Here is a 19,945-nt window from a genome sequence, read left to right as displayed (position 1 = left end):
CCTCGATGAATTGACCGCGAGCCTTTTACCTTCCTCCAACTGAATACAACATGAACGCAAAGTTCTGAAACAAAAAAGCCATGGCGAACCATGGCTTTTAACATGAAGGCGACAGGATCAGCCTATGTGGGTCAGACCGCCCATGTAGGATTGCAGCGCAGCCGGGATGGCGATGCGGCCGTCGATCTGCTGGTAGTTCTCCATCACGGCCACCAGGGTGCGCCCCACGGCCAGGCCGGAGCCATTCAGGGTGTGCAGCAGCTGGGGCTTGCCGTCGATGCGGACGCGCGCCTGCATGCGGCGCGCCTGGAAATCGGTGCAGTTGGAGACAGAAGAGATCTCGCGGTAGGTGTTCTGGGCCGGCAGCCACACTTCCAGATCGTAGGTCTTGGCGGCGCAGAAGCCCATGTCACCGGTGGCCAGCGCCATCACGCGATACGGCAGCTCCAGCAGTTGCAGCACCTTCTCGGCGTGACCGGCCATCTCTTCCAGTGCTTCCCAGGATTTTTCCGGGTGAACCAGCTGCACCATCTCGACCTTGTCGAACTGGTGCATACGGATCAGACCGCGAGTGTCACGGCCATAAGAACCGGCTTCGGAGCGGAAGCAGGGGCTGTGGGCCGTCATCTTGATGGGCAGCTCCTGCTCATCAAAGATCTCGTCGCGGGCCATGTTGGTGAGCGGCACTTCGGAGGTCGGGATCAGGGAGAATTTGCGCAGCTTGCCCTCCTCTTCCCCTTCACCCTCGATACCGGTGTTGAACAGGTCTTCGGAGAACTTCGGCAGCTGACCTGTGCCATACAGGCTGTCCGGGTTCACCAGATAAGGCACATAGCACTCGGTGTAACCGTGCTGCAGGGTGTGCAGGTCCAGCATGAACTGCGCCAGGGCGCGGTGCAGGCGGGCAATCTGCCCCTTCATCACCACAAAGCGGGCACCGGAAATCTTGACGCCGTTCTTGAAATCCACGCCCTTGGCCGCTTCACCCAGATCGATGTGATCGCGTACCGGGAAATCGAACGCACGCGGCGTTCCCCAACGACGCACTTCCACGTTGTCGTCCTCATCGCGGCCCACCGGCGTGGTCTCGCTCGGCAGGTTGGGGATGGCGTCGGAGATGGATTTGAGATCGCGCAGCAGCACTTCGAGCTCAACCTTGCTGGTTTCAAGCTCGTCGTTGATCTTGGTCACGTCGGCCTTGAGCGGGGCCACATCCTCACCACGACGGGCAGCCTCACCGATGGACTTGGAGCGGGCGTTGCGCTCGGCCTGCAGCTCCTGGGTACGGGACTGCAGATCCTTGCGTTTCTCTTCCAGAGCATTGACAGCCGCTACGTCCAGAACGTAGCCACGTGTCGCCAGACGAGCGGCAGCTTCATCAATCTCGCTACGCAGATATTTGGGATCCAGCATGGTTTACCTACTTTTTTAAAATGGGATCTGGGCCTGGGTCATCATGACCGGGCGAGAGAACAGATCCGGAAGTTAACATCGGTTGGCGCACCCCTATCGTCTTCAGGATCGCGCCTTCAAAATCAGGCCTTCGAAATCAAGAAGATGGCGCAAGGCCGAGACAAGCGGGGTCAGAGGGCCAGTGTATCAGACCGCCCCCCCGCCCGAACAGGGACTATTTACGTCGTTTTCACGGACCTCACCGGTCGGGAAGACTCGCGGATCCTCCCTCGAACCCCATTCCTGACCACAGAGGCAAACCGGTACCTGAACTGCCTCATTTGAACAAGTGCATTCACCGGCCACACCTCTGCCAACCGGGCTGTTCGAGGCGCCAGCGCCAGCCTGCTACTTGCCCCTTTGTTGCGGGCTCTGCCGGTCCAGCTCATGGAGGTAGTCAAGCTTTTGGGCAATCTGCTTCTCAAGACCGCGATCCGTGGGCTGATAGTACTGCTTGCCTGCCAGCTCTGGCGGGAAGTAGCTCTCGCCGGCGGCGTAGGCCCCCGGCTCGTCGTGGGCATAACGATACTCGGCACCATAACCCAGTTCGCTCATCAGCTTGGTGGGTGCGTTGCGAAGATGCGGTGGCACCTCGAAGTCGGGCAGGTTTTTCGCATCGTTGAGCGCTGCCTTCCAAGCGGTGTAGACCGCATTGCTCTTGGGGGCGCAGGCGAGATAGACGATGGCCTGGGCGATGGCGCGCTCCCCTTCGGCAGGGCCGATGCGATGAAAGCAATCCCAAGCTGACAGGGCGACCTGCATGGCGCGCGGATCGGCGTTGCCCACATCTTCCGAAGCGATGGCCAGCAAGCGGCGGGCAATATAGAGGGGATCGCAGCCAGCGCTCACCATGCGGGCGTACCAGTAGAGCGCCGCATCCGGGGCCGAGCCACGAATGGATTTGTGCACCGCCGAGATGAGGTCATAGAAGTGATCCCCCCCCTTGTCGAAACGGGCCACGTGCTCCCCCACCACCGCGGCGAGCAGGGCGCTGTCGATCACTCTCTTCCCTGCATCATTGGTCTCGGCCATGTCGGCCAACAGCTCCAGATAGTTGAGGGATTTGCGCCCGTCCCCATCCACCGCCTTGGCCAGCGCCTCTTTGACGCCGGGGGCAAAGGAGAGCGCCGGATCATTGAGACCGCGCGGATCCTGCATTGCCTGCTCGATCATGGCGAGGATGTCATCCTCTTCCAACCGCTTGAGCAGATAGACCCGGGCCCGGGAGAGCAGCGCGTTGTTGAGTTCGAACGAGGGGTTTTCGGTGGTGGCGCCGATAAAGGTGATGGTGCCGTCTTCGATGTGGGGCAGGAACACATCCTGCTGGCTCTTGTTGAAGCGGTGCACCTCATCCACGAACAGTATGGTGCGTACCCCGCGCCAGCTGTTCTCCTTCGCCTTGTCGATGGCGGCGCGGATCTCCTTGATGCCGGAGGTCACTGCCGAGAGTCGCTCCACTTCCGCCTGGCAGTAGTGCGCCATCAGCTCCGCCAGGGTGGTCTTGCCGGTGCCGGGAGGTCCCCACAGGATCATCGAGTGACAATGACCCGCCAGGATCGCTTTGCGCAGGGGCTTGTCAGCCCCCAGAATATGCTGCTGACCAATATACTGGTCTAGGTTTTGCGGCCGCATCCGGGCCGCCAGCGGGCGAAAGTCCGATGAGAAATCCAGCGACAAGTTACTCATCTGTATTGACCCCCAGCGTCACACCACTCGCCTTTGACTGGCGCAGTGGCGAGCAATCCAACGACCGCGTGCTCATCAGCGCTGGTCGTCCAGCGCGACCCCCTTCGGGATCTTGAAAACAAATTCATTGCCCTTGAGCACCGGCTTGCGGTTGAAACTGCTCAGGGTGAATTCGCTCCACTGCCCCTGCGCCTCTTTCACATCAAAGCGGCTGATGTTGTTGGCCCGATCGAAGGTAACGCGGAAAGAGGCGATCAGCTCATCCTTGTTGCGACTGGTGACGATGTAGACATCCCCCTCCTGAGTCACGTCATAGTTCTTCCAGAACTTGTCGTCATTACCGGCGATCAGAATAAAGGGAGTATTGAGGACCGCATCCTTGAGCTTGAGGACAGTGACCTGCTCGACGAAGGGGTCATAGATCCACACATCCTGACCGTCGGCCACGATCAGGCTCTCGTCCGGCGAGGTGGTGTGCCAGTTGAAGCGGTTCGGACGCTGCACCAGCAGATCGCCGCTGGCCTTTTGCAGCTCCTTGCCCTTGCTGTCATAGACGGTCTGGGCAAACTTGGCGGAGAAGAGGCTGACACCCGCCAGCTTCTGTTTGAGATCACTGGCCGCATCGGCCCACACCTGGCTGCTGGCCATCAGCAGCACGGTACCCATCAACAGTTGCTTTTTCATCACGATCTTCATAAAGACGCTCTCGATAAAAGGCCACGCCCGTGGAGGGCATGGCCAGGGATAATATGAAACGGCGAGGCTTAGTCCCGCACCGGCGGCGGTGCCAACACATCGCGCTGACCATTGCCGCCCGGTGAGCTGACGATGCCCTGATTTTCCATCTGCTCGATGAGACGGGCTGCCCGGTTGTAACCAATCTTGAACTTGCGCTGTACGCTGGAGGTAGAACCGCGACGGGACTCCACCACAAAGGCGACCGCCTCGTCGAACAGGGGGTCGAGCTCTTCATCGCCACCGCCGCCATATTCACCGCTGCCGCCTTCGCCGCCTGATTCACCAGAGAGGATCTCGTCGATGTAGTTTGGCTCGCCGCGCAGTTTCCAGTCCGCCACCACTTTGTGCACTTCGTGGTCATCGACAAATGCGCCATGCACCCGGGTCGGGTTGGAGGTACCGGCTGGCATGTAGAGCATGTCACCCATACCGAGCAAGGATTCGGCACCGCCTTGATCGATGATGGTGCGCGAGTCGATCTTGCTCGACACCTGGAACGAGATACGGGTCGGGATGTTGGCTTTGATAAGACCGGTAATCACATCCACCGAGGGACGCTGGGTCGCCAAAATGAGGTGAATACCGGCCGCTCGCGCCTTTTGGGCGATACGGGCAATCAGCTCTTCCACCTTCTTGCCGACGATCATCATCATGTCGGCAAACTCGTCCACCACCACCACGATGTGGGGTAGCTTCTCCAGCTCCGGCGGCATCTGATCCATGGAGTCACCCGGACGCCACAGCGGGTCGAGCAGGGGCTCACCCGCCTCGATGGCGGCCAGCACCTTGTCGTTGTAGCCCTTGAGGTTACGCACCCCGACCGCCGACATCAGCTTGTAGCGGCGCTCCATCTCACCTACGCACCAGCGCAGGGCGTTGGCAGCATCCTTCATGTCGGTGACCACCTCGGTCAAGAGATGCGGGATCCCTTCGTAGACCGACAGTTCCAGCATCTTGGGGTCGATCATGATGAAACGCAGATCATCGGGAGATGACTTGTAGAGCATGGAGATGATCATGGTGTTGACCCCCACCGACTTGCCCGAGCCGGTGGTACCGGCCACCAGCAGGTGCGGCATCTTGGCCAAATTCACTACCACTGGCTCGCCAGCTATGTCCTGACCCAACCCCATGGTAAGCGGGTTACGGCTGTCACGGAAGGCGTCGCAGTCGAGGGTTTCGCGCAGGTAGACAGTCTGACGCACCCGGTTGGGCAGCTCGATGCCGACGAAGGTCTTGCCCGGGATCACTTCCACCACCCGCACGCTGCTGGCAGAGAGGGAGCGGGCCAGATCGCGCGACAGGTTGGTGATCTTGCTCGCCTTCATGCCGGGCGCCAGATCCAGTTCGAAACGGGTGATGACGGGGCCCGGATAGACACCGACCACCTTGGCCTGCACGTTGTAGTCCGCGAGTTTCGCCTCCACCAGACGGCCCATGCGGTCCAGCTCGTCCTTGCTCATCATCTGGGTCTTGGCTGGCGGCCTGTCCAGCAGCTCCAGGCTTGGCAAGGGCGCCATGCCAGGCAGTGGACGACGCTTGGGTTTGGTCGGTGCGACGGCAACCGGTGCGGTCACGTCGTCACCCTCGGCCCAGGGCAGATCGAGCGCGTCATCCTCGTCATCGGCCGTGGTCAGGGCTGGCTGGCGACGTGCATTGTCAGCAGCGGCGCGCTTGGGCTTGGCCACGGGCGCCGGCTCGTCGTCTTCATCATCAAACTGGGGATCGAACTGGAAGGTATCATCATCGAGCTCGGGCAGCCACTCATCGGGCTTGGCCTTCTGACCCGCCTTTCCCTTGGCGTTGCGAGTCCAGCTGGTGTGGGGATCGTCCTCTTCATCCTCTTCCAGCTCGATGGCACCCAAGCCACCTTCCAGCAGGGGATCTGGCCCCTCAAAACGGGGCTGGCGCCAGCCACCGGTCAACCAGCGGCCCAGGGTGGTGGGAAAGTGGTAAACGGCGCTGACTGAACCAGTGCAGGTGGCACCTATCCGCTCGACTATGGTGAGCCAGGACCAGCCAGTAAACAGTGTGATGCCGGTAGCCACGAAGCAGAGCAGCAGCAGGTTGGCCCCGACGCCGCCAAACAGCGGCACCACGACAGAGGCGATCACATCGCCCACCAGGCCGCCGGCGGAAAAGTTCTGCATGTCATTGAAGTTCATGCTGGCGATGGCGGACATGCCGAGTACGGTCAGCACGAAACCCACCATCCGTACCGACAGGGTAAGGTAGTCCACGTCCAGCAGCCGGCTCGGGCGCCAGAACAGGCTCCAGCCCAGCAGGACAACCAGGGGAGGCACCAGATAAGAGAAGGCCCCAAAGGTGAACATGGTGATGTCGGCGAGCCAGGCCCCCGCGCTACCGGAGAGGTTCTTCACCTCCCCTTGCCAGGAGGTCTGGGACCAACCAGGATCGGCCGGGTGATAGGACAACAGGGCAAGCAAGAGATAGGCAGCCATCAGGGTGATGGCGATCAAGACGGCTTCGAAGATCCGTTGTGTACCTGATAAAGGAGTAAACAGCTTTTTATCGGCCAAACTCCGGCTCCTTTCTGAAAACATGTAATGCAGGGGATAAGGGGGCCTAGTATCCCTGAAAAGCCCACCGATTGTCAGCCAGTGCCTGATGGGCTGGGCCATATTTACAATCAACGCGATAAGAAGAAACGAGCGGACCGGCCGCTCGTTTCTGACTGTCGTGACTTGTCATAAGCCTGGCAAGTCATAGCATAACCTAACTCAACGGGTACTGATCACCAGACGACTGCTCTGTTTGACCTCTTCCATTACCACGTAGGTGCGGGTGTCATTGACACCGGGCAGTCGCAGCAAGGTTTCCCCCAGCAGGCGACGATAGGCCGACATGTCGCTAACGCGGGTCTTGAGCAGATAGTCGAAATCGCCGGAAACCAGATGGCACTCCTGGATCTCTTCGAGCACCTGAACAGCCTTGTTGAACTGTTCAAATACATCCGGCGCACCGCGATTGAGGGTGATTTCCACGAACACCAGCAGAGACGCGTCCAGGTAATGAGGGTTCAGAATAGCGGCATATCCCTCGATATAACCTTGTCGCTCGAGGCGACGAACCCGTTCCAGACACGGTGTAGGACTCAGGCCAACTCGTTTGGACAACTCAACGTTCGAAATCCTGCCATCCTTTTGCAGCTCATTCAAAATGTTGCGGTCAATCCTGTCCAAATCCTTTAGCCGACTCTTAGCTTCCATCATTTTATTCCATCCTTTGGCTATTTTTTGGTACGAATCACCATTCACTTTATAATTATGGTCACAAATCCTGTCAATACCTGAATATGCTCGGTGAACACGCCGCTCAACATCATTGCAACATAAAGCACCAATCGATAGACGAGGGATAGCATGATTATCGGTGTACCTAAAGAAATAAAAAACCATGAATATCGCGTAGGCATGGTTTCGGCCAGTGTACGTGAACTAACAGCACGAAACCATACTGTTTTCGTCCAAAGCGGCGCCGGAAACGGCATTGGCTTCGGTGATGCAGATTATCGCGCTGCCGGCGCCGACATTTTGGCCTCCGCCGCAGAGGTTTTCGCCAAAGCCGAGATGAGCGTCAAGGTAAAGGAGCCCTAGGTCGTCGAACGCGCCATGCGGAGCACGGGTCAGACCCTCTTTACCTACCTGCATCTGACACCCATCTGCCCCAGACCCAGGAGCTGATCACGCGCGGCGGCATGCAGGTGCCCTGTGCCACTGCGCCAACACTTGTCAGCCATGACCACATTGCCCGGATGAAACCGGGTTCTGCCAGTGTCGGTGTGGCCATCGCTCAGGGCCGCCAGGTGGAAACCGCCCACGCCACAACCCATCAGGATCCCGCCTATATAGTCGACGAGGTAGTGCACGACTGTGTCGCCAACATGCCGGGGTGGTGACTCGCACCTCCACCGTGGCCCTCCAACAATGCCACTCGACCCTTCATCATCAAACTGACGGAGCAAGGCTATCGGGAGGCGCGGCTCAAAGATGACCACCTGCGCCACGGGCTCAACATCATGGCGGGTCACGTCACCTGCAAAGAGGTGGCCGAGGCCTCTACCGTTCCGCTGACCCTGTTGAGCTGATCGCCCCCCCAACCGGGGAGTCGGTGAGTCAGAATCCGCCCGCGATGGGCGTTTTTTATGTCCGAACGCACGCCAGTCCGCACCGATAATCGATTGCCACAATCGACTCACTGGCCTTTGACCCCGGATCTCGAATTACCTACAATCGCGCAAACTCATCACGTCTCGGAAATCACATCATGAGCCAAGTCACTCACAGCAAACTGCTGATCTTAGGGTCAGGCCCGGCCGGTTACACCGCCGCCGTCTATGCGGCCCGCGCCAACCTCAATCCCTTGTTGATCACCGGCATGCAGCAAGGCGGTCAGCTGACCACCACCACCGAAGTGGAAAACTGGCCAGGTGACCCAGAGGGGCTGACCGGTCCGGCCCTGATGGAACGCATGAAAGAGCATGCGGAAAAGTTCGACACCCGCATCCTGTTTGATCACATCAATGAAGTGGAGCTGACCCAGCGTCCGTTCCGCCTCAAGGGCGACAGCGCCGAGTACACCTGTGATGCACTGATCATCGCCACCGGCGCCTCTGCCAAGTACCTGGGACTGCCTTCAGAAGAGGCATTCAAGGGCCGCGGCGTCTCCGCCTGCGCCACCTGTGACGGCTTCTTCTATCGCAATCAGGAAGTGGCCGTGATTGGCGGCGGCAACACTGCTGTGGAAGAGGCGCTCTATCTGGCCAACATCGCCAAGAAGGTGCACCTCATTCACCGCCGCGACGAGTTTCGCGCCGAGAAGATCCTGATCAAACGTCTGCACGACAAGGTGGCGAGCGGCAACATAGTGCTGCACACCCACCAGACCCTGGACGAAGTGCTGGGGGATCAGATGGGCGTAACCGGCGTGCGTCTGCGCAGCACCCAGGACGACACCACCTCAGAACTGCCGCTGATGGGGGTATTCATCGCCATCGGTCACCAGCCCAACACCCAAATCTTCGATGGCCAGCTGGCCATGAAAAACGGCTACCTGATCGTTCGTGGCGGGCTGGATGGCTTTGCCACCCAGACCAGCATCGAAGGGGTCTTTGCCGCCGGGGACGTGGCCGACCACACCTACCGTCAGGCCATCACCTCTGCCGGTACCGGCTGCATGGCGGCCCTCGACGCCGAGCGATATCTGGACGCGCAATAAGCGCAAGGGATATAAAAGGCATGCCGTGAGGCATGCCTTTTTATTTTAAGGAGCCGGATGAAACATAAAATACTGATTGTCGAAGACAGTCTGACGATCCGCCGCATGTTGATCCAGGCCATCGCACAGCAAACAGGCCTGGAGATAGATGCGTTCGATACCCTGGAGGGCGCCCGTCATTGCCAGAGGGAAGAGTATGTGGTGGCCCTGGTCGATCTCACCCTGCCGGATGCCCCCAGCGGGGAAGCAGTCAAAGTACTGCTGGAACTGGGCCTGCCGGTGGTGATCCTCACCGCCGATATCAGCGAAGACAAGCGGGAGGCCTGGCTGGAAGCCGGGGTGCTGGATTACGTGATGAAAGATTCGCGCCACTCACTGCAATATGCGGTGAGTCTGGTGCATCGCCTCTATCTCAATCAGCAGATTGAGGTATTGGTGGTCGATGATTCGCGCACCTCCCGCCATCGCACCATGGCCCAGCTGCGCAAACAGTTGCTGCAGGTACATGAGGCGAGCCATGCCCGCGATGCCCTGGCCCAGCTTGAACAAAACCCGGCCATTAGGCTGGTGTTGGTCGACTACCACATGCCGGAGATCGACGGCATCAGCCTGGTGCGCATGCTGCGGGAGCGCTACAGCAAGCAGCAGCTCGCCATCATAGGGATCTCGGTGTCGGACAAGCGCGGCCTCTCTGCCCGCTACCTCAAGCAGGGTGCCAACGACTTTCTCAACCAGCCGTTTGAACCGGAAGAGTTGCAGTGCCGGGTCAGCCACAACCTGGAGGCCCTTGAGCAATTCAACAGCATTCAGGAGTCGGCCAACCGTGACTACCTGACCGGGCTCTATAACCGGCGCTACTGGTTCAACGAGGGGCAGAAGTGGTTTGAGGAGCATCAGCGCCAAGGCACACCGCTCGCCCTCTGCGTGCTCGACGTGGATCACTTCAAGCAGGTCAACGATCACTGGGGCCATGCCATCGGCGATCAGCTGCTTTGTCACCTGACCCGGTTGCTCGCCCAGTTCTTCCCCGATGCCATGATCGCCCGCTTTGGCGGCGAGGAGTTTGCCCTGATGGTGCCCCATTGCACCGTGCCGGTGCTGCTCAAACGGCTGGAGGGGCTGCGCCAGCAACTGCGTCAACAGCCATTGTCACGGGAGATCCCGCTGTTTGCTCGAGCCAGTTTCGGGGTGATCAAGGTTGGGCCCGTCTCCATGGACGAGGCACTGAGCGAGGCGGATCGCCTGCTCTATCAGGCGAAGAACACGGGTCGCGACAAGATAGTGTCTCAGGACTCATCGGCCTGAGCAAACCTTGGCAGATGAGCACCCTGTAGTACTGCCCGACGGATCCTCACGGTGGATGTCGTCGGGTTGCTCTTCTCTTTTCAACGCCACTCAATAGGTCTTGTCGACACGCACCCCATCGTTGAAATAGAGGATACGCACCTTGTCGCCGTTCATGAATACCATGGCCGGATCATAATCCTGAATGACGTTGATGAGCCCGTTCTGCTCGTTGCGAATGAGCAGCTCCACCAGCTTGTTCTCCACCACAGTGCCGCCAGACTGATACTGCTGCGCTGCAGCCGCGCCGGCAAGAGCACCGACGGCGGTAGCAATTTCACGGCCGTGGCCGCCACCAAACTGGTTACCCAGCAGACCGCCCAACACGGCCCCCCCCAGCGTTTTCCAGCCGGAGTGCTCGGACTCCAGGATCTGGCGCTGGGTGATATTGCGCACCGTCTCGATCTGGCCAAACACCACCTGATCCACGGGCCGCGCCGTGTTGCGCTCGTATACCTGAGCACTGGCGGGTGCAGTGACAAAGCAGAACAAGCTGGATACTATCAGGATAATGGCCTTCATCTGTGAACCTCTTCGCCTTATGTCTCGCTATCTTACCCAATTGGATGATGAGCTGTGCTGGTTTCCCGACCCCGAGCACGCCCTGGAAGAACCCAATGGCCTGCTGGCGATCGGGGGTGATCTCTCCCCTGACCGATTGCTGGCAGCTTACCACAAGGGGATCTTCCCGTGGAATGAGCCCCACCAGCCGCTGCTGTGGTGGTCACCGGATCCCAGAGGGGTCATCATTCCGGAACAGTTGCACGTCAATCGCAGCCTGCGTAAATTTATCCGCCGTACCTCATTCGATATTTCCATCAATCGCGCCTTTAATGAGGTAATAGCGGCCTGCGCCGCCCCCCGTCGCAGTGCCAGTGGAACCTGGATAAGCACGCCCATGATCGACGCCTATCGACAACTTCACCGCCTTGGCCATGCCCACTCAGTCGAGATCTGGCAGGATGGCCAGCTGCAAGCCGGTCTCTATGGCCTCTCACTCGGGCGCCTCTTCTGTGGCGAGTCCATGTTCAGTCGCATCGACAACGGCGCCAAGCTGGCCATGATGGCACTCTGCCAGCACTTCACCCGCTACGGCGGCGCGCTAATCGATTGCCAGATGCAAAATGACTTCCTGGTCACCATGGGGATCCAGGAGTGGCCAAGGGCCACCTTCTTGAAAGCCCTGGCCCAACTGAGTCGACAACCATTGGCAAAGCACTGCTGGCAACCGGAGAGCATCAGCCTATGACAGAAGAAGTGATCCTCAAGGTAGGGCTGACCCCCAAGCATCAATGCAGCTATCTGGGCCATGAACAGGAGCAGCTGCTGGTATTGATGGACCACAACCTGCTCAATGCCAGTGGCTATGAGCGGCTGCTGACCGCAGGATTTCGGCGCAGCGGTAACGACATCTATCGACCTCACTGCCCTGCCTGCAGTGCCTGCCAGTCCCTGCGCATCCACAGTGAGCGTTTCATGCCAAGCCGCAGCCAGAAGCGGATCAGCCAGTTGAACCAGGACCTGGAGCTGGTGCTCAGCTACGATGATAAACCCGAATATTATCAGCTCTACGAGCGCTACATTTGCGAGCGTCACCGTGATGGCAGCATGTATCCCCCCAGCCGGACCCAGTACAAGGGCTTTTTACACTGCGACTGGATGCCTCCCCTTTACCTGGAGATGCGCAAGGACAACCAGCTGATCGGAGTCGCCACCACGGATCTGCTACCTCACAGCATGAGTGCCATGTATACCTTCTTCGATCCGGCCCATGCCGATCGCTCCCTCGGTACCTTCGCCATCCTGAGTCAGTTGGAACTGGCCAGGCGTACAGGTCGCACCTGGTTGTATCTCGGCTATCTGGTGGAGGAGTGCCGCAAGATGAATTACAAGCGCCAATACCTGCCCCACGAGCGACTGATCCACGGGGAATGGAAAAATATCGACACCAAGCCCGAGTAAACTTTACACATAGCCTTAAATCCGGCATGATCCAGCGGATTTTTGTTGTGGCTTATCAAGAGGATTCAATGGCTAAAGAAGACAGTATTGAGATGCAGGGCACCATTCTCGAAACCCTGCCCAATACCATGTTCCGTGTGGAACTGGAAAATGGTCACGTGGTTATCGCTCATATTTCCGGCAAGATGCGCAAAAACTACATCCGTATCCTGACTGGGGACAAAGTAACGGTAGCTCTGACTCCGTACGATCTCTCCAAGGGACGTATTGTTTTCCGCTCTCGCTAAGCCAGGAATTCAGCAAAAAACCCCAACCTTTCGGTTGGGGTTTTTTGTCGCTTTCTAACTATCAGTGCTTAGTGGGAGACAGCTTCAATATTGACCTGAAAATCAAAACTGAGGCTGTCATTTACCAACTCAACCTTTACTACCCCCCCATCAACCAGTGATCCGAACAGGATCTCATTGGCCAAGGGTTTCTTGAGGTGTTCCTGGATGACCCGTCCCATGGGTCTGGCTCCCATCGCCCTGTCATATCCCTTCTCGGCCAACCAGTGGCGGACACCCTCGGACACTTCAAGAGACACGCCTTTGGCATCCAGTTGTACCTGCAACTCGACAATGAACTTGTCAACCACCTGATGGATCACCGTCATATCCAGATGGTTGAACCAGATGGTGTGATCAAGCCGGTTTCTGAATTCCGGACTGAACGTCTTGTTGATCACCGCCATGGCATCATGACTCATGTCTTGCTGCTGGAAGCCAATGGACTTGCGCTGGGTCTCCTGCACGCCAGCGTTGGTGGTCATCACCAGGATCACGTTGCGAAAATCCGCCTTGCGCCCGTTGTTATCCGTCAGGGTCCCGTTGTCCATCACCTGCAGCAGCAGGTTGAACACGTCAGGATGCGCCTTCTCGATCTCGTCCAGCAGCACCACTGAGTGCGGATGCTTGAGCACTGAGTCGGTCAACAAGCCGCCCTGTTCAAAACCGACATAACCAGGAGGAGCACCAATCAAACGAGAGACTGTGTGTCGCTCCATGTACTCGGACATGTCAAAACGCAGCACTTCCACCCCGAGCGCCTTGCCAAGCTGCTGGGTGACCTCTGTCTTGCCCACCCCGGTCGGGCCAGCAAACAGGAAGCAACCCACAGGACGGCGTTCATTGCCAAGGCCCGAGCGTGACAGGCGGATTGAGTCAGTCAGCACAGCGATTGCCTTGTCCTGACCAAACACCACCATCTTGAGGTTCCGCTCCAGGTTCTTTAGCACTTCCTTATCGGAAGAAGAGACAGACTTCTCTGGAATACGGGCTATCTTGGCGACTATGGCTTCGATTTCCGGCACATTGATCACTTTCTTGCGCTTGCTCACAGGCAGCAGACGCTGCCCTGCCCCCGCCTCATCGATCACGTCGATCGCCTTGTCAGGCAGATGACGGTCATTGATGTACTTTGCCGAAAGTTCGACCGCGGCACGGATCGCTTTGACTGTATAACGCACGCCGTGGTGCGATTCGTAGCGGCTCTTGAGCCCCATCAGGATGCGAGTGGTGTCATCCACACTCGGCTCGACGACATCGATCTTCTGAAAACGACGGGCCAGCGCTCGGTCTTTCTCGAAAATCTGGGAATATTCCTGGTAGGTCGTCGATCCGACACAGCGGAGCAAGCCATTGGAGAGCAACGGCTTGATGAGGTTGGCCGCATCCAGCTGGCCACCGGAAGCTGCCCCGGCCCCTATGATGGTGTGGATCTCGTCGATGAACAGAATGGCCCCTTCCTGGCGCTCAATCTGCTTGAGCAGCACTTTGAGGCGCTTCTCGAAGTCACCACGGTATTTAGTGCCTGCCAGCAGGGAGCCCATGTCGAGTGAATAGATGGTGCTGCCGGCAATCACCTCGGGCACATCCCCCTTGACGATGCGATAGGCCAGCCCTTCGGCGATCGCAGTCTTGCCTACACCCGCTTCACCCACCAGCAGCGGGTTGTTCTTGCGGCGACGGCACAGTACCTGGATAGTGCGGCTCAGCTCCTGATCGCGACCGATGAGCGGGTCGATTCTCCCCTCCAGCACCAACTGATTCAGGTTGGTCGCAAAACTCTCGATCTGGGCGGCAGAGACATCGTCATCAGACTCGGCGTTGTTACTGCTGTTATCCGGCTTGCTGTCTTTACGCACCCCGTGGGAGAGGAAATTGACCACATCCAGCCGGCTGATCTCGGCTTTCTTCAGGAAATAGGCAGCCTGTGACTCTTGCTCGCTGAAGATGGCGACCAGCACGTTGGCGCCGCTGACTTCAGTATTACCTGAAGACTGAACATGGAACACGGCACGCTGCAGCACTCGCTGGAAGCCAAGCGTGGGTTGAGTTTCTCTGTCTTCATCATCGCGGGGAATAAGCGGGGTTGTTTGACTAATGAATGCGCTGATCTCTTTGCGCATCAGCTCCACATCCGCACCACATGAACTCAGCGCCTCATGGGCTGAGCTGTTATCCAACAGGGCTAACAACAGGTGCTCGACGGTCATGAATTCGTGGCGCTCGTCACGGGCCAGTTTGAAAGCCTCGTTCAGCGTCTTTTCTAGATCTTTATTCAACATAGGCACCTCCCCTCAGTACAGCAACAATGTGGTGTCGTCATCGCCATCAAGTCATCAGATTCAAGCCTTTTCCATGGTACATAGCAGTGGATGTTCGTTGTTACGTGAATAGGTATTGACTTGGACCACTTTGGTTTCGGCAATCTCGGCGGTGAACATGCCACAGACTCCCTTACCACTATAATGCACACTCAGCATCACTTGGGTGGCCTTGTCCAAATCCATACCAAAGAACTTTTGCAGCACCTCCACCACAAACTCCATCGGTGTGTAGTCATCGTTGTTCAGGACGACCTTGTACATGGGTGGCGGTTGCAGCTTCGTTTTCTCTGCTTGTGCAATCTCTTCATTAGCAAAGAGTTCTTTCTGCTTGCTCATAATCGCGCTTCGGTACCTCTAGATTACTACCGTCTAACACAAGATTGTCAATAGACTTGTTAACCCGATCACATCAGTTGTTAACAACTCCTTGACTCGCTCAAAAGTTAGACTAGATTGGTTACTTGCTAATCGGCGCCCGTCTGCTATGGGCATATGCTACTAGTTATAAAGGGCTGGCGCAGGTTACTCAACGACTTCAGGGTAATCAATAAAAGGATGTAGATGTATGGCAACCGGAACAGTCAAGTGGTTTAACAACGCAAAAGGATTTGGGTTTATCTGTCCGGAAGGGGGTGGTGAAGATATCTTCGCCCACTACTCCACGATAAAAATGGAAGGTTACAAGACCTTGAAAGCAGGTCAGGCAGTCAACTTCGAACTGCAGCAGGGGCCGAAAGGAAATCACGCCTCTGTCATCGTGCCAAACGAAGCACAGAACATGTAAGAGTCGAACTGGATAAATAAAAAAACCGGCTGACCGCAAGGTCGCCGGTTTTTTTATAGCAGTGCGCTCTTGCGAGCGTGAAGCTTGTCAGACGAAGGCTTCATCGGCCAGCACAGGGCCTAGTCGTGGTAGTCCTGACAGGCGCTCAGGGTATTTTCCATCAGGCTCGCCACCGTCATGGGACCAACGCCCCCCGGAACCGGTGTGATGAAGGAGGCGTGATTACGCGCCGTTTCAAACTCCACATCACCCACCAGAGAACCGTCAGCCAGACGATTGATGCCCACATCGATCACCAGGGCCCCCGGTTTGATCCACTCCCCCGGAATGAAGTTCGGCTTGCCCACCGCCACGACCAGCAAGTCGGCACGACGCACCTGATCTTCCAGATCCTGAGTGAAGCGATGACAAGTGGTTGTGGTGCAACCGGCCAGCAGCAGCTCCAGCGTCATCGGGCGTCCCACAATATTGGATGCTCCAACCACTACCGCATGCAGGCCGTGTGTCTTGACACCCGTAGCCTCAATCAGCGTCATGATCCCCTTGGGCGTACAGGGACGCAACGCCGGAATACGTTGAGCCAGACGGCCAACGTTGTACGGATGGAAGCCATCCACGTCCTTGTCGGGACGAATACGCTCCAGCACCTGAGTCGTATCACAATGGGCCGGCAGCGGCAGTTGCACCAGAATGCCATCTACGTCCACATCATCATTGAGCCGATCGATCAGGGCCAGCAACTCTTCCTGGCTCGCTGTCGCGCTCAGATCGTAAGAGCGGGAGATAAACCCCACCTCTTCACAGGCGCGGCGCTTGCTGCCGACATAGACCTGAGACGCCGGATCCACCCCGACCAGGATCACCGCCAGACCTGGCGCCCGTTTCCCCTGTGCCAACCGCTGTTGGACTTGCGCTGCGACCTGATTGCGAATCGTTTGCGCAACCTGTTTTCCATCAATGATTTTGGCAGACATCGTTCTTCACTCACCATGTGTTCAACTGCCGCGCATTGTCGCATTTTTTTGGCGCGGGTGTTAGCAGCGCTCGCTAAGCGGGCAATAAGTAGGCACTTGAATTTACTAGCGGAAAAATACATTGACGCTGCCTTTCCCGCTTGGGTATGATGCCCGCCCGTTGCCCAGTACCGCCGCTATCGGTATGCTGGACAAGAAATTTTCGGTGATTAGCGCAGCCCGGTAGCGCATCTGGTTTGGGACCAGAGGGTCAAAGGTTCGAATCCTTTATCACCGACCAAGTTCATCGATGAGCCAGCTTGGCTGATCGATACAGAGCGCCCTTAGCTCAGTCGGATAGAGCAACGGCCTTCTAAGCCGTGGGTCGCAGGTTCGAATCCTGCAGGGCGCACCATTAATAAATCCTCTCTCCTCGGGATGGATGGTATTGATGGAAATTTTCAGTGGTGGCTGTAGCTCAGTTGGTAGAGTCCCGGATTGTGATTCCGGTTGTCGTGGGTTCGAGCCCCATCAGCCACCCCATTACCCCTTCGCCTGCTTATTCCTTTTCTCAGAATCATCTTTGCTATCCTGCTCGGTCACAAACACCTCAAAGTGCACAGCTTTACTGTCGGCGTCTTTCACTAAGCCGCTTGCACCGGCTTTGGCTATTTGATGTTCGCCCCAGTGACCGATGACCTCTCCGGCCTGCACCGCTATCGGGTTCTCGCTGCGGTCTACGACCGGCGCATCTTCTTTGAATTCGACAGGGATACTCGGCTCGGCGGCAAGTCCGGCCCCCATCTTGCTTGTCGCCAGCCAGCCAATGGCCCCTTTGCTGGCATTGGCCATCACCCCATTGGCGCTGTCTTTGACGGTGCCGCTGCCCACCTTGAACACCTGCACTTTACGAAACTCGGTCGAACCGCCGCCGAGGGCCACCATCTGTGACTCACCAGATACCACCACCTCACTGCCAGCAGGTAGCCCCAGGCTCCCCGCCGTGGTGTCAGCCGTTTGCCGTAACCAGGTATTACTCGGAATGCCATGACGGGCCGGTTTGCCTTCTGGTGGGGTCATCCACCTCGGCTTTTGCGGATATTCATGCTGCAACTGGCTTTGTGCGATATAGAACGGGCTGTTCGGTTCATCGACGTAGTGCACCAGAAAGTAATCGTGGGCCTCATCTCTGTGGTTGAGCAGGTTACTCGGGGTTTGCTGGATCAGCTTCACTTCAGCCCCTGTTTTGGCATACACAGGGTGACTGCCCGACAGTCGGCGTGTCAGTTTGAGGGGATCCCCCGCTGCCACCGGTTCATAGGTGGAGACACCCGAGCCCTTGACGGTCACTCGCGCCGCCTCTGGGCTGCTGTAGGTGTTCTCACACGCGATGTGCATGTAGAGGCTGTAAAAGGTCAGACGGTTCTTGTTTTGCTCACCGGCCTCGTAGCGATGACGCACCAGACAAAACGAAGGGGAGGTATACAAGTCAATCTTTCCCTCTGGCTTGCCCTCTTCGGCGCTACGGGTCGCCTTGGCTGGTTTGGTCGCCAGCCGGTAGGCCACGATTTCCCCGTCCGCAATGGCGCGTACAGCGCCGCTGGGGAGCCACCCCCCTTTCTCACTGAGGTGGATGCCACCGTGCCAGATACGGTTGCGACCAATCAGGAAAGCGCCGCTCTTGAGACTGTTGATCTTCTCGATAAACGCATCGAGAGAGGCGACTTCGCAGGGGAGCGGCTTCCCCTGCGTCATCACTGACCTTTAAAAACGATCGGGGAGATCTCGGGCCACACAGCGACTTGCTCAAAAAAGTGGGTGTCCCAGATTTGCCGGTGTCCCTGTCAAAATGGTGGGTGTCCCAGGTTTTTCTTTCCCAGGTTTTTCTTAACTAAACCTGCGTAAAAAGACACCGGCTGGAGGCAGATGTCTGGTGATCATTCGAGCAGTACAAGCTGTCCGTTTACGCTTTTCAAGCATATAGCTCCAACTTGAAATTAGAACCATATGAAAAAATTATTTAGGAAAATCGAAACTACCGCTTCTCACCACCTCATCATCAATATCAATTATGGAATTGCTATATATATTTTTATCCCCAAAAGAATTGCCTACGCATAACTTATCATGCCCAAGACGCTCTCTATTTCTCTTAATAGATAAGAATGCTTTAGCATTTATTGTTTCTTGTGGAATGCCAAGTGAATATGAATACTCACCACGTTTAAATCCAAGATAGACCGTATAGGTTCCTATATCAGCCCACCTCTGAAGTTTGTTTTCATTCGTAAACTTAGTTGTTAACTCGATAGAATTTTTTTACCAAACCTATAATTGATAACATCTCTTTTTTTGTCTAAGCAAAATGATATCAATCTCTCTTTTGTTTCATCTATCTGACATGCAGCAATTTCTATCTCATCAGATTTGCATAAGTTAATTTCGTTACCATTTGCACCAATAACATATGAAGCTGAAATTGTAACAAGCAATATAGGTAGATACTTCATTTTAAAATAGTCTCTATGATTTTATACGCTTCTTTTCGCTCATCGAGGCCCACACTGCCTCCATTTACTCGTTTTGTCACTGTTGGCACATCACCAAAACCATTACCATTATCACATAAATAAACTTTATACTTAAACCAGAACCATAAGGCGCTTCTAATTGCAATCGGCATTGTATTTATAATGTTCGGCTGCTCTACTGCATCAGGGACATCTCCCAACCAATAAGAAGCATAATCAGACTTAAAGCCATTATATTTTTCGTAACCAGTAATCTGTATTAATCCCCTACCTCTGAAATTGAATCCATCATTCGGATTGGATGCTCGATTTCCATTCAGTTTCTGAAAGTGTTTTCTTCCTATGGCCTGCTGATCCGCGCCCCTAATTATGCTACCCTTTGAGTCCTTTTTGTATCCGTCAACCTCTGACTCTTGTGGGTTAGCTCTATAGTAACTACTAAATGACCTAAGGACGGCAGGAGAGTATTCCCAACTTTCAGTTCTACCTTCCATTGTCACACCGACTTCACCTCTTATCTGAGAGAAAAAATGCCTTTGTCTAGTTCTAGTATTTAATTTGAACCGTTCCAAGTTACTATTAACCTCTTCTAAATAACTGATCCTAA

General features: G+C 56.4%; 17 protein-coding genes, 3 tRNA genes and 1 pseudogene. 10 read left to right on the top strand and 11 right to left on the bottom strand.

Annotation, left to right across the window (positions count from 1 at the left end):
* Positions 1-117: 117 nt before the first annotated feature.
* The 5 genes from serS to lrp all read right to left on the bottom strand — a co-directional run bounded on the left by serS (position 118) and on the right by lrp (position 7,109).
* Complete coding sequence (serS, locus tag BN1129_RS06815; protein ID WP_042035411.1) at positions 118-1,413, bottom strand: serine--tRNA ligase; 1,296 nt, start codon at positions 1,411-1,413, stop codon at positions 118-120.
* Between the two features lie 387 nt (positions 1,414-1,800).
* A complete protein-coding gene (locus BN1129_RS06810) occupies positions 1,801-3,138 on the bottom strand; it encodes a replication-associated recombination protein A (protein WP_157013289.1) in 1,338 nt (445 codons plus the stop codon).
* 75 nt (positions 3,139-3,213) lie between these two features.
* A complete protein-coding gene (gene lolA / locus BN1129_RS06805) occupies positions 3,214-3,822 on the bottom strand; it encodes an outer membrane lipoprotein periplasmic chaperone LolA (protein ID WP_042035510.1) in 609 nt (202 codons plus the stop codon).
* Between the two features lie 80 nt (positions 3,823-3,902).
* Positions 3,903-6,416, bottom strand: coding sequence for a DNA translocase FtsK (locus BN1129_RS06800; protein WP_042035407.1), 2,514 nt, complete (start codon positions 6,414-6,416; stop codon positions 3,903-3,905).
* Positions 6,417-6,617: 201 nt separating this feature from the next.
* Positions 6,618-7,109: a leucine-responsive transcriptional regulator Lrp gene (gene lrp, locus BN1129_RS06795; RefSeq protein ID WP_005300047.1), complete on the bottom strand. Its 492-nt coding sequence runs from the start codon at positions 7,107-7,109 to the stop codon at positions 6,618-6,620.
* A 150-nt stretch (positions 7,110-7,259) separates the two neighbouring features.
* Here lrp and BN1129_RS22330 point away from each other — a divergent pair.
* The 3 genes and pseudogenes from BN1129_RS22330 to BN1129_RS06780 all read left to right on the top strand — a co-directional run bounded on the left by BN1129_RS22330 (position 7,260) and on the right by BN1129_RS06780 (position 10,419).
* Positions 7,260-7,984, top strand: a pseudogene (locus BN1129_RS22330) (alanine dehydrogenase).
* Positions 7,985-8,163: 179 nt separating this feature from the next.
* A complete protein-coding gene (gene trxB, locus BN1129_RS06785) occupies positions 8,164-9,114 on the top strand; it encodes a thioredoxin-disulfide reductase (RefSeq protein WP_042035405.1) in 951 nt (316 codons plus the stop codon).
* A gap of 57 nt (positions 9,115-9,171) precedes the next feature.
* Positions 9,172-10,419 (top strand): diguanylate cyclase, encoded by a 1,248-nt coding sequence (locus tag BN1129_RS06780; protein WP_042035402.1) that lies wholly within the window; start codon positions 9,172-9,174, stop codon positions 10,417-10,419.
* A 90-nt stretch (positions 10,420-10,509) separates the two neighbouring features.
* Here the strand turns inward: BN1129_RS06780 and BN1129_RS06775 are convergent, their stop codons facing one another.
* The gene (locus tag BN1129_RS06775) at positions 10,510-10,980 is read right to left on the bottom strand and encodes an outer membrane lipoprotein (protein ID WP_042035400.1); all 471 of its coding nucleotides are present in this window, start codon (positions 10,978-10,980) and stop codon (positions 10,510-10,512) included.
* Positions 10,981-10,999: 19 nt separating this feature from the next.
* Here BN1129_RS06775 and aat point away from each other — a divergent pair, with 19 nt between their 5' ends.
* The 3 genes from aat to infA all read left to right on the top strand — a co-directional run bounded on the left by aat (position 11,000) and on the right by infA (position 12,707).
* Positions 11,000-11,707, top strand: coding sequence for a leucyl/phenylalanyl-tRNA--protein transferase (gene aat, locus BN1129_RS06770; protein WP_042035398.1), 708 nt, complete (start codon positions 11,000-11,002; stop codon positions 11,705-11,707).
* On the top strand, positions 11,704-12,420 hold the full coding sequence (locus BN1129_RS06765) for an arginyltransferase (RefSeq protein ID WP_042035397.1): 717 nt from the start codon (positions 11,704-11,706) through the stop codon (positions 12,418-12,420). The genes aat and BN1129_RS06765 overlap by 4 nt, the downstream gene beginning before the upstream one ends.
* A gap of 68 nt (positions 12,421-12,488) precedes the next feature.
* Positions 12,489-12,707 (top strand): translation initiation factor IF-1, encoded by a 219-nt coding sequence (infA, locus tag BN1129_RS06760; protein ID WP_005300033.1) that lies wholly within the window; start codon positions 12,489-12,491, stop codon positions 12,705-12,707.
* A gap of 68 nt (positions 12,708-12,775) precedes the next feature.
* Here infA and clpA read toward each other — a convergent pair whose 3' ends face one another.
* Together clpA and clpS are read right to left on the bottom strand one after the other, a co-directional pair.
* Positions 12,776-15,028, bottom strand: coding sequence for an ATP-dependent Clp protease ATP-binding subunit ClpA (gene clpA, locus BN1129_RS06755; protein ID WP_042035395.1), 2,253 nt, complete (start codon positions 15,026-15,028; stop codon positions 12,776-12,778).
* Between the two features lie 60 nt (positions 15,029-15,088).
* Positions 15,089-15,406, bottom strand: a complete 318-nt coding sequence (clpS, locus tag BN1129_RS06750; RefSeq protein ID WP_042035393.1) for an ATP-dependent Clp protease adapter ClpS — start codon at positions 15,404-15,406, stop codon at positions 15,089-15,091.
* Positions 15,407-15,635: 229 nt separating this feature from the next.
* Here clpS and cspD point away from each other — a divergent pair, with 229 nt between their 5' ends.
* Positions 15,636-15,854 (top strand): cold shock-like protein CspD, encoded by a 219-nt coding sequence (gene cspD, locus BN1129_RS06745; protein WP_042035390.1) that lies wholly within the window; start codon positions 15,636-15,638, stop codon positions 15,852-15,854.
* Positions 15,855-15,973: 119 nt separating this feature from the next.
* Here the strand turns inward: cspD and folD are convergent, their stop codons facing one another.
* Positions 15,974-16,828, bottom strand: a complete 855-nt coding sequence (gene folD, locus BN1129_RS06740) for a bifunctional methylenetetrahydrofolate dehydrogenase/methenyltetrahydrofolate cyclohydrolase FolD (protein ID WP_042035387.1) — start codon at positions 16,826-16,828, stop codon at positions 15,974-15,976.
* A 203-nt stretch (positions 16,829-17,031) separates the two neighbouring features.
* Between folD and BN1129_RS06735 the strand changes: the two genes are divergently transcribed.
* The 3 genes from BN1129_RS06735 to BN1129_RS06725 all read left to right on the top strand — a co-directional run bounded on the left by BN1129_RS06735 (position 17,032) and on the right by BN1129_RS06725 (position 17,350).
* Positions 17,032-17,108, top strand: a tRNA-Pro gene (locus BN1129_RS06735).
* Between the two features lie 37 nt (positions 17,109-17,145).
* Positions 17,146-17,222, top strand: a tRNA-Arg gene (locus BN1129_RS06730).
* Between the two features lie 52 nt (positions 17,223-17,274).
* A tRNA-His gene (locus tag BN1129_RS06725) sits at positions 17,275-17,350 on the top strand.
* Here the strand turns inward: BN1129_RS06725 and BN1129_RS06720 are convergent.
* Both BN1129_RS06720 and BN1129_RS23185 read right to left on the bottom strand, forming a co-directional pair.
* Entirely contained in the window at positions 17,351-18,562 is a 1,212-nt protein-coding gene (locus tag BN1129_RS06720; protein ID WP_042035385.1) for a hypothetical protein, read from the bottom strand. It lies immediately after the preceding tRNA gene.
* A gap of 751 nt (positions 18,563-19,313) precedes the next feature.
* Positions 19,314-19,945 (bottom strand): glycoside hydrolase family 19 protein (locus BN1129_RS23185; protein WP_209418483.1); only part of this gene is annotated, 632 nt, incomplete at its 5' end.

The sequence above is a fragment of the Aeromonas popoffii genome (assembly GCF_000820025.1).
Taxonomy (GTDB): Bacteria; Pseudomonadota; Gammaproteobacteria; order Enterobacterales; family Aeromonadaceae; genus Aeromonas; species Aeromonas popoffii.
This window is presented reverse-complemented; position numbering and strand designations above follow the sequence as displayed.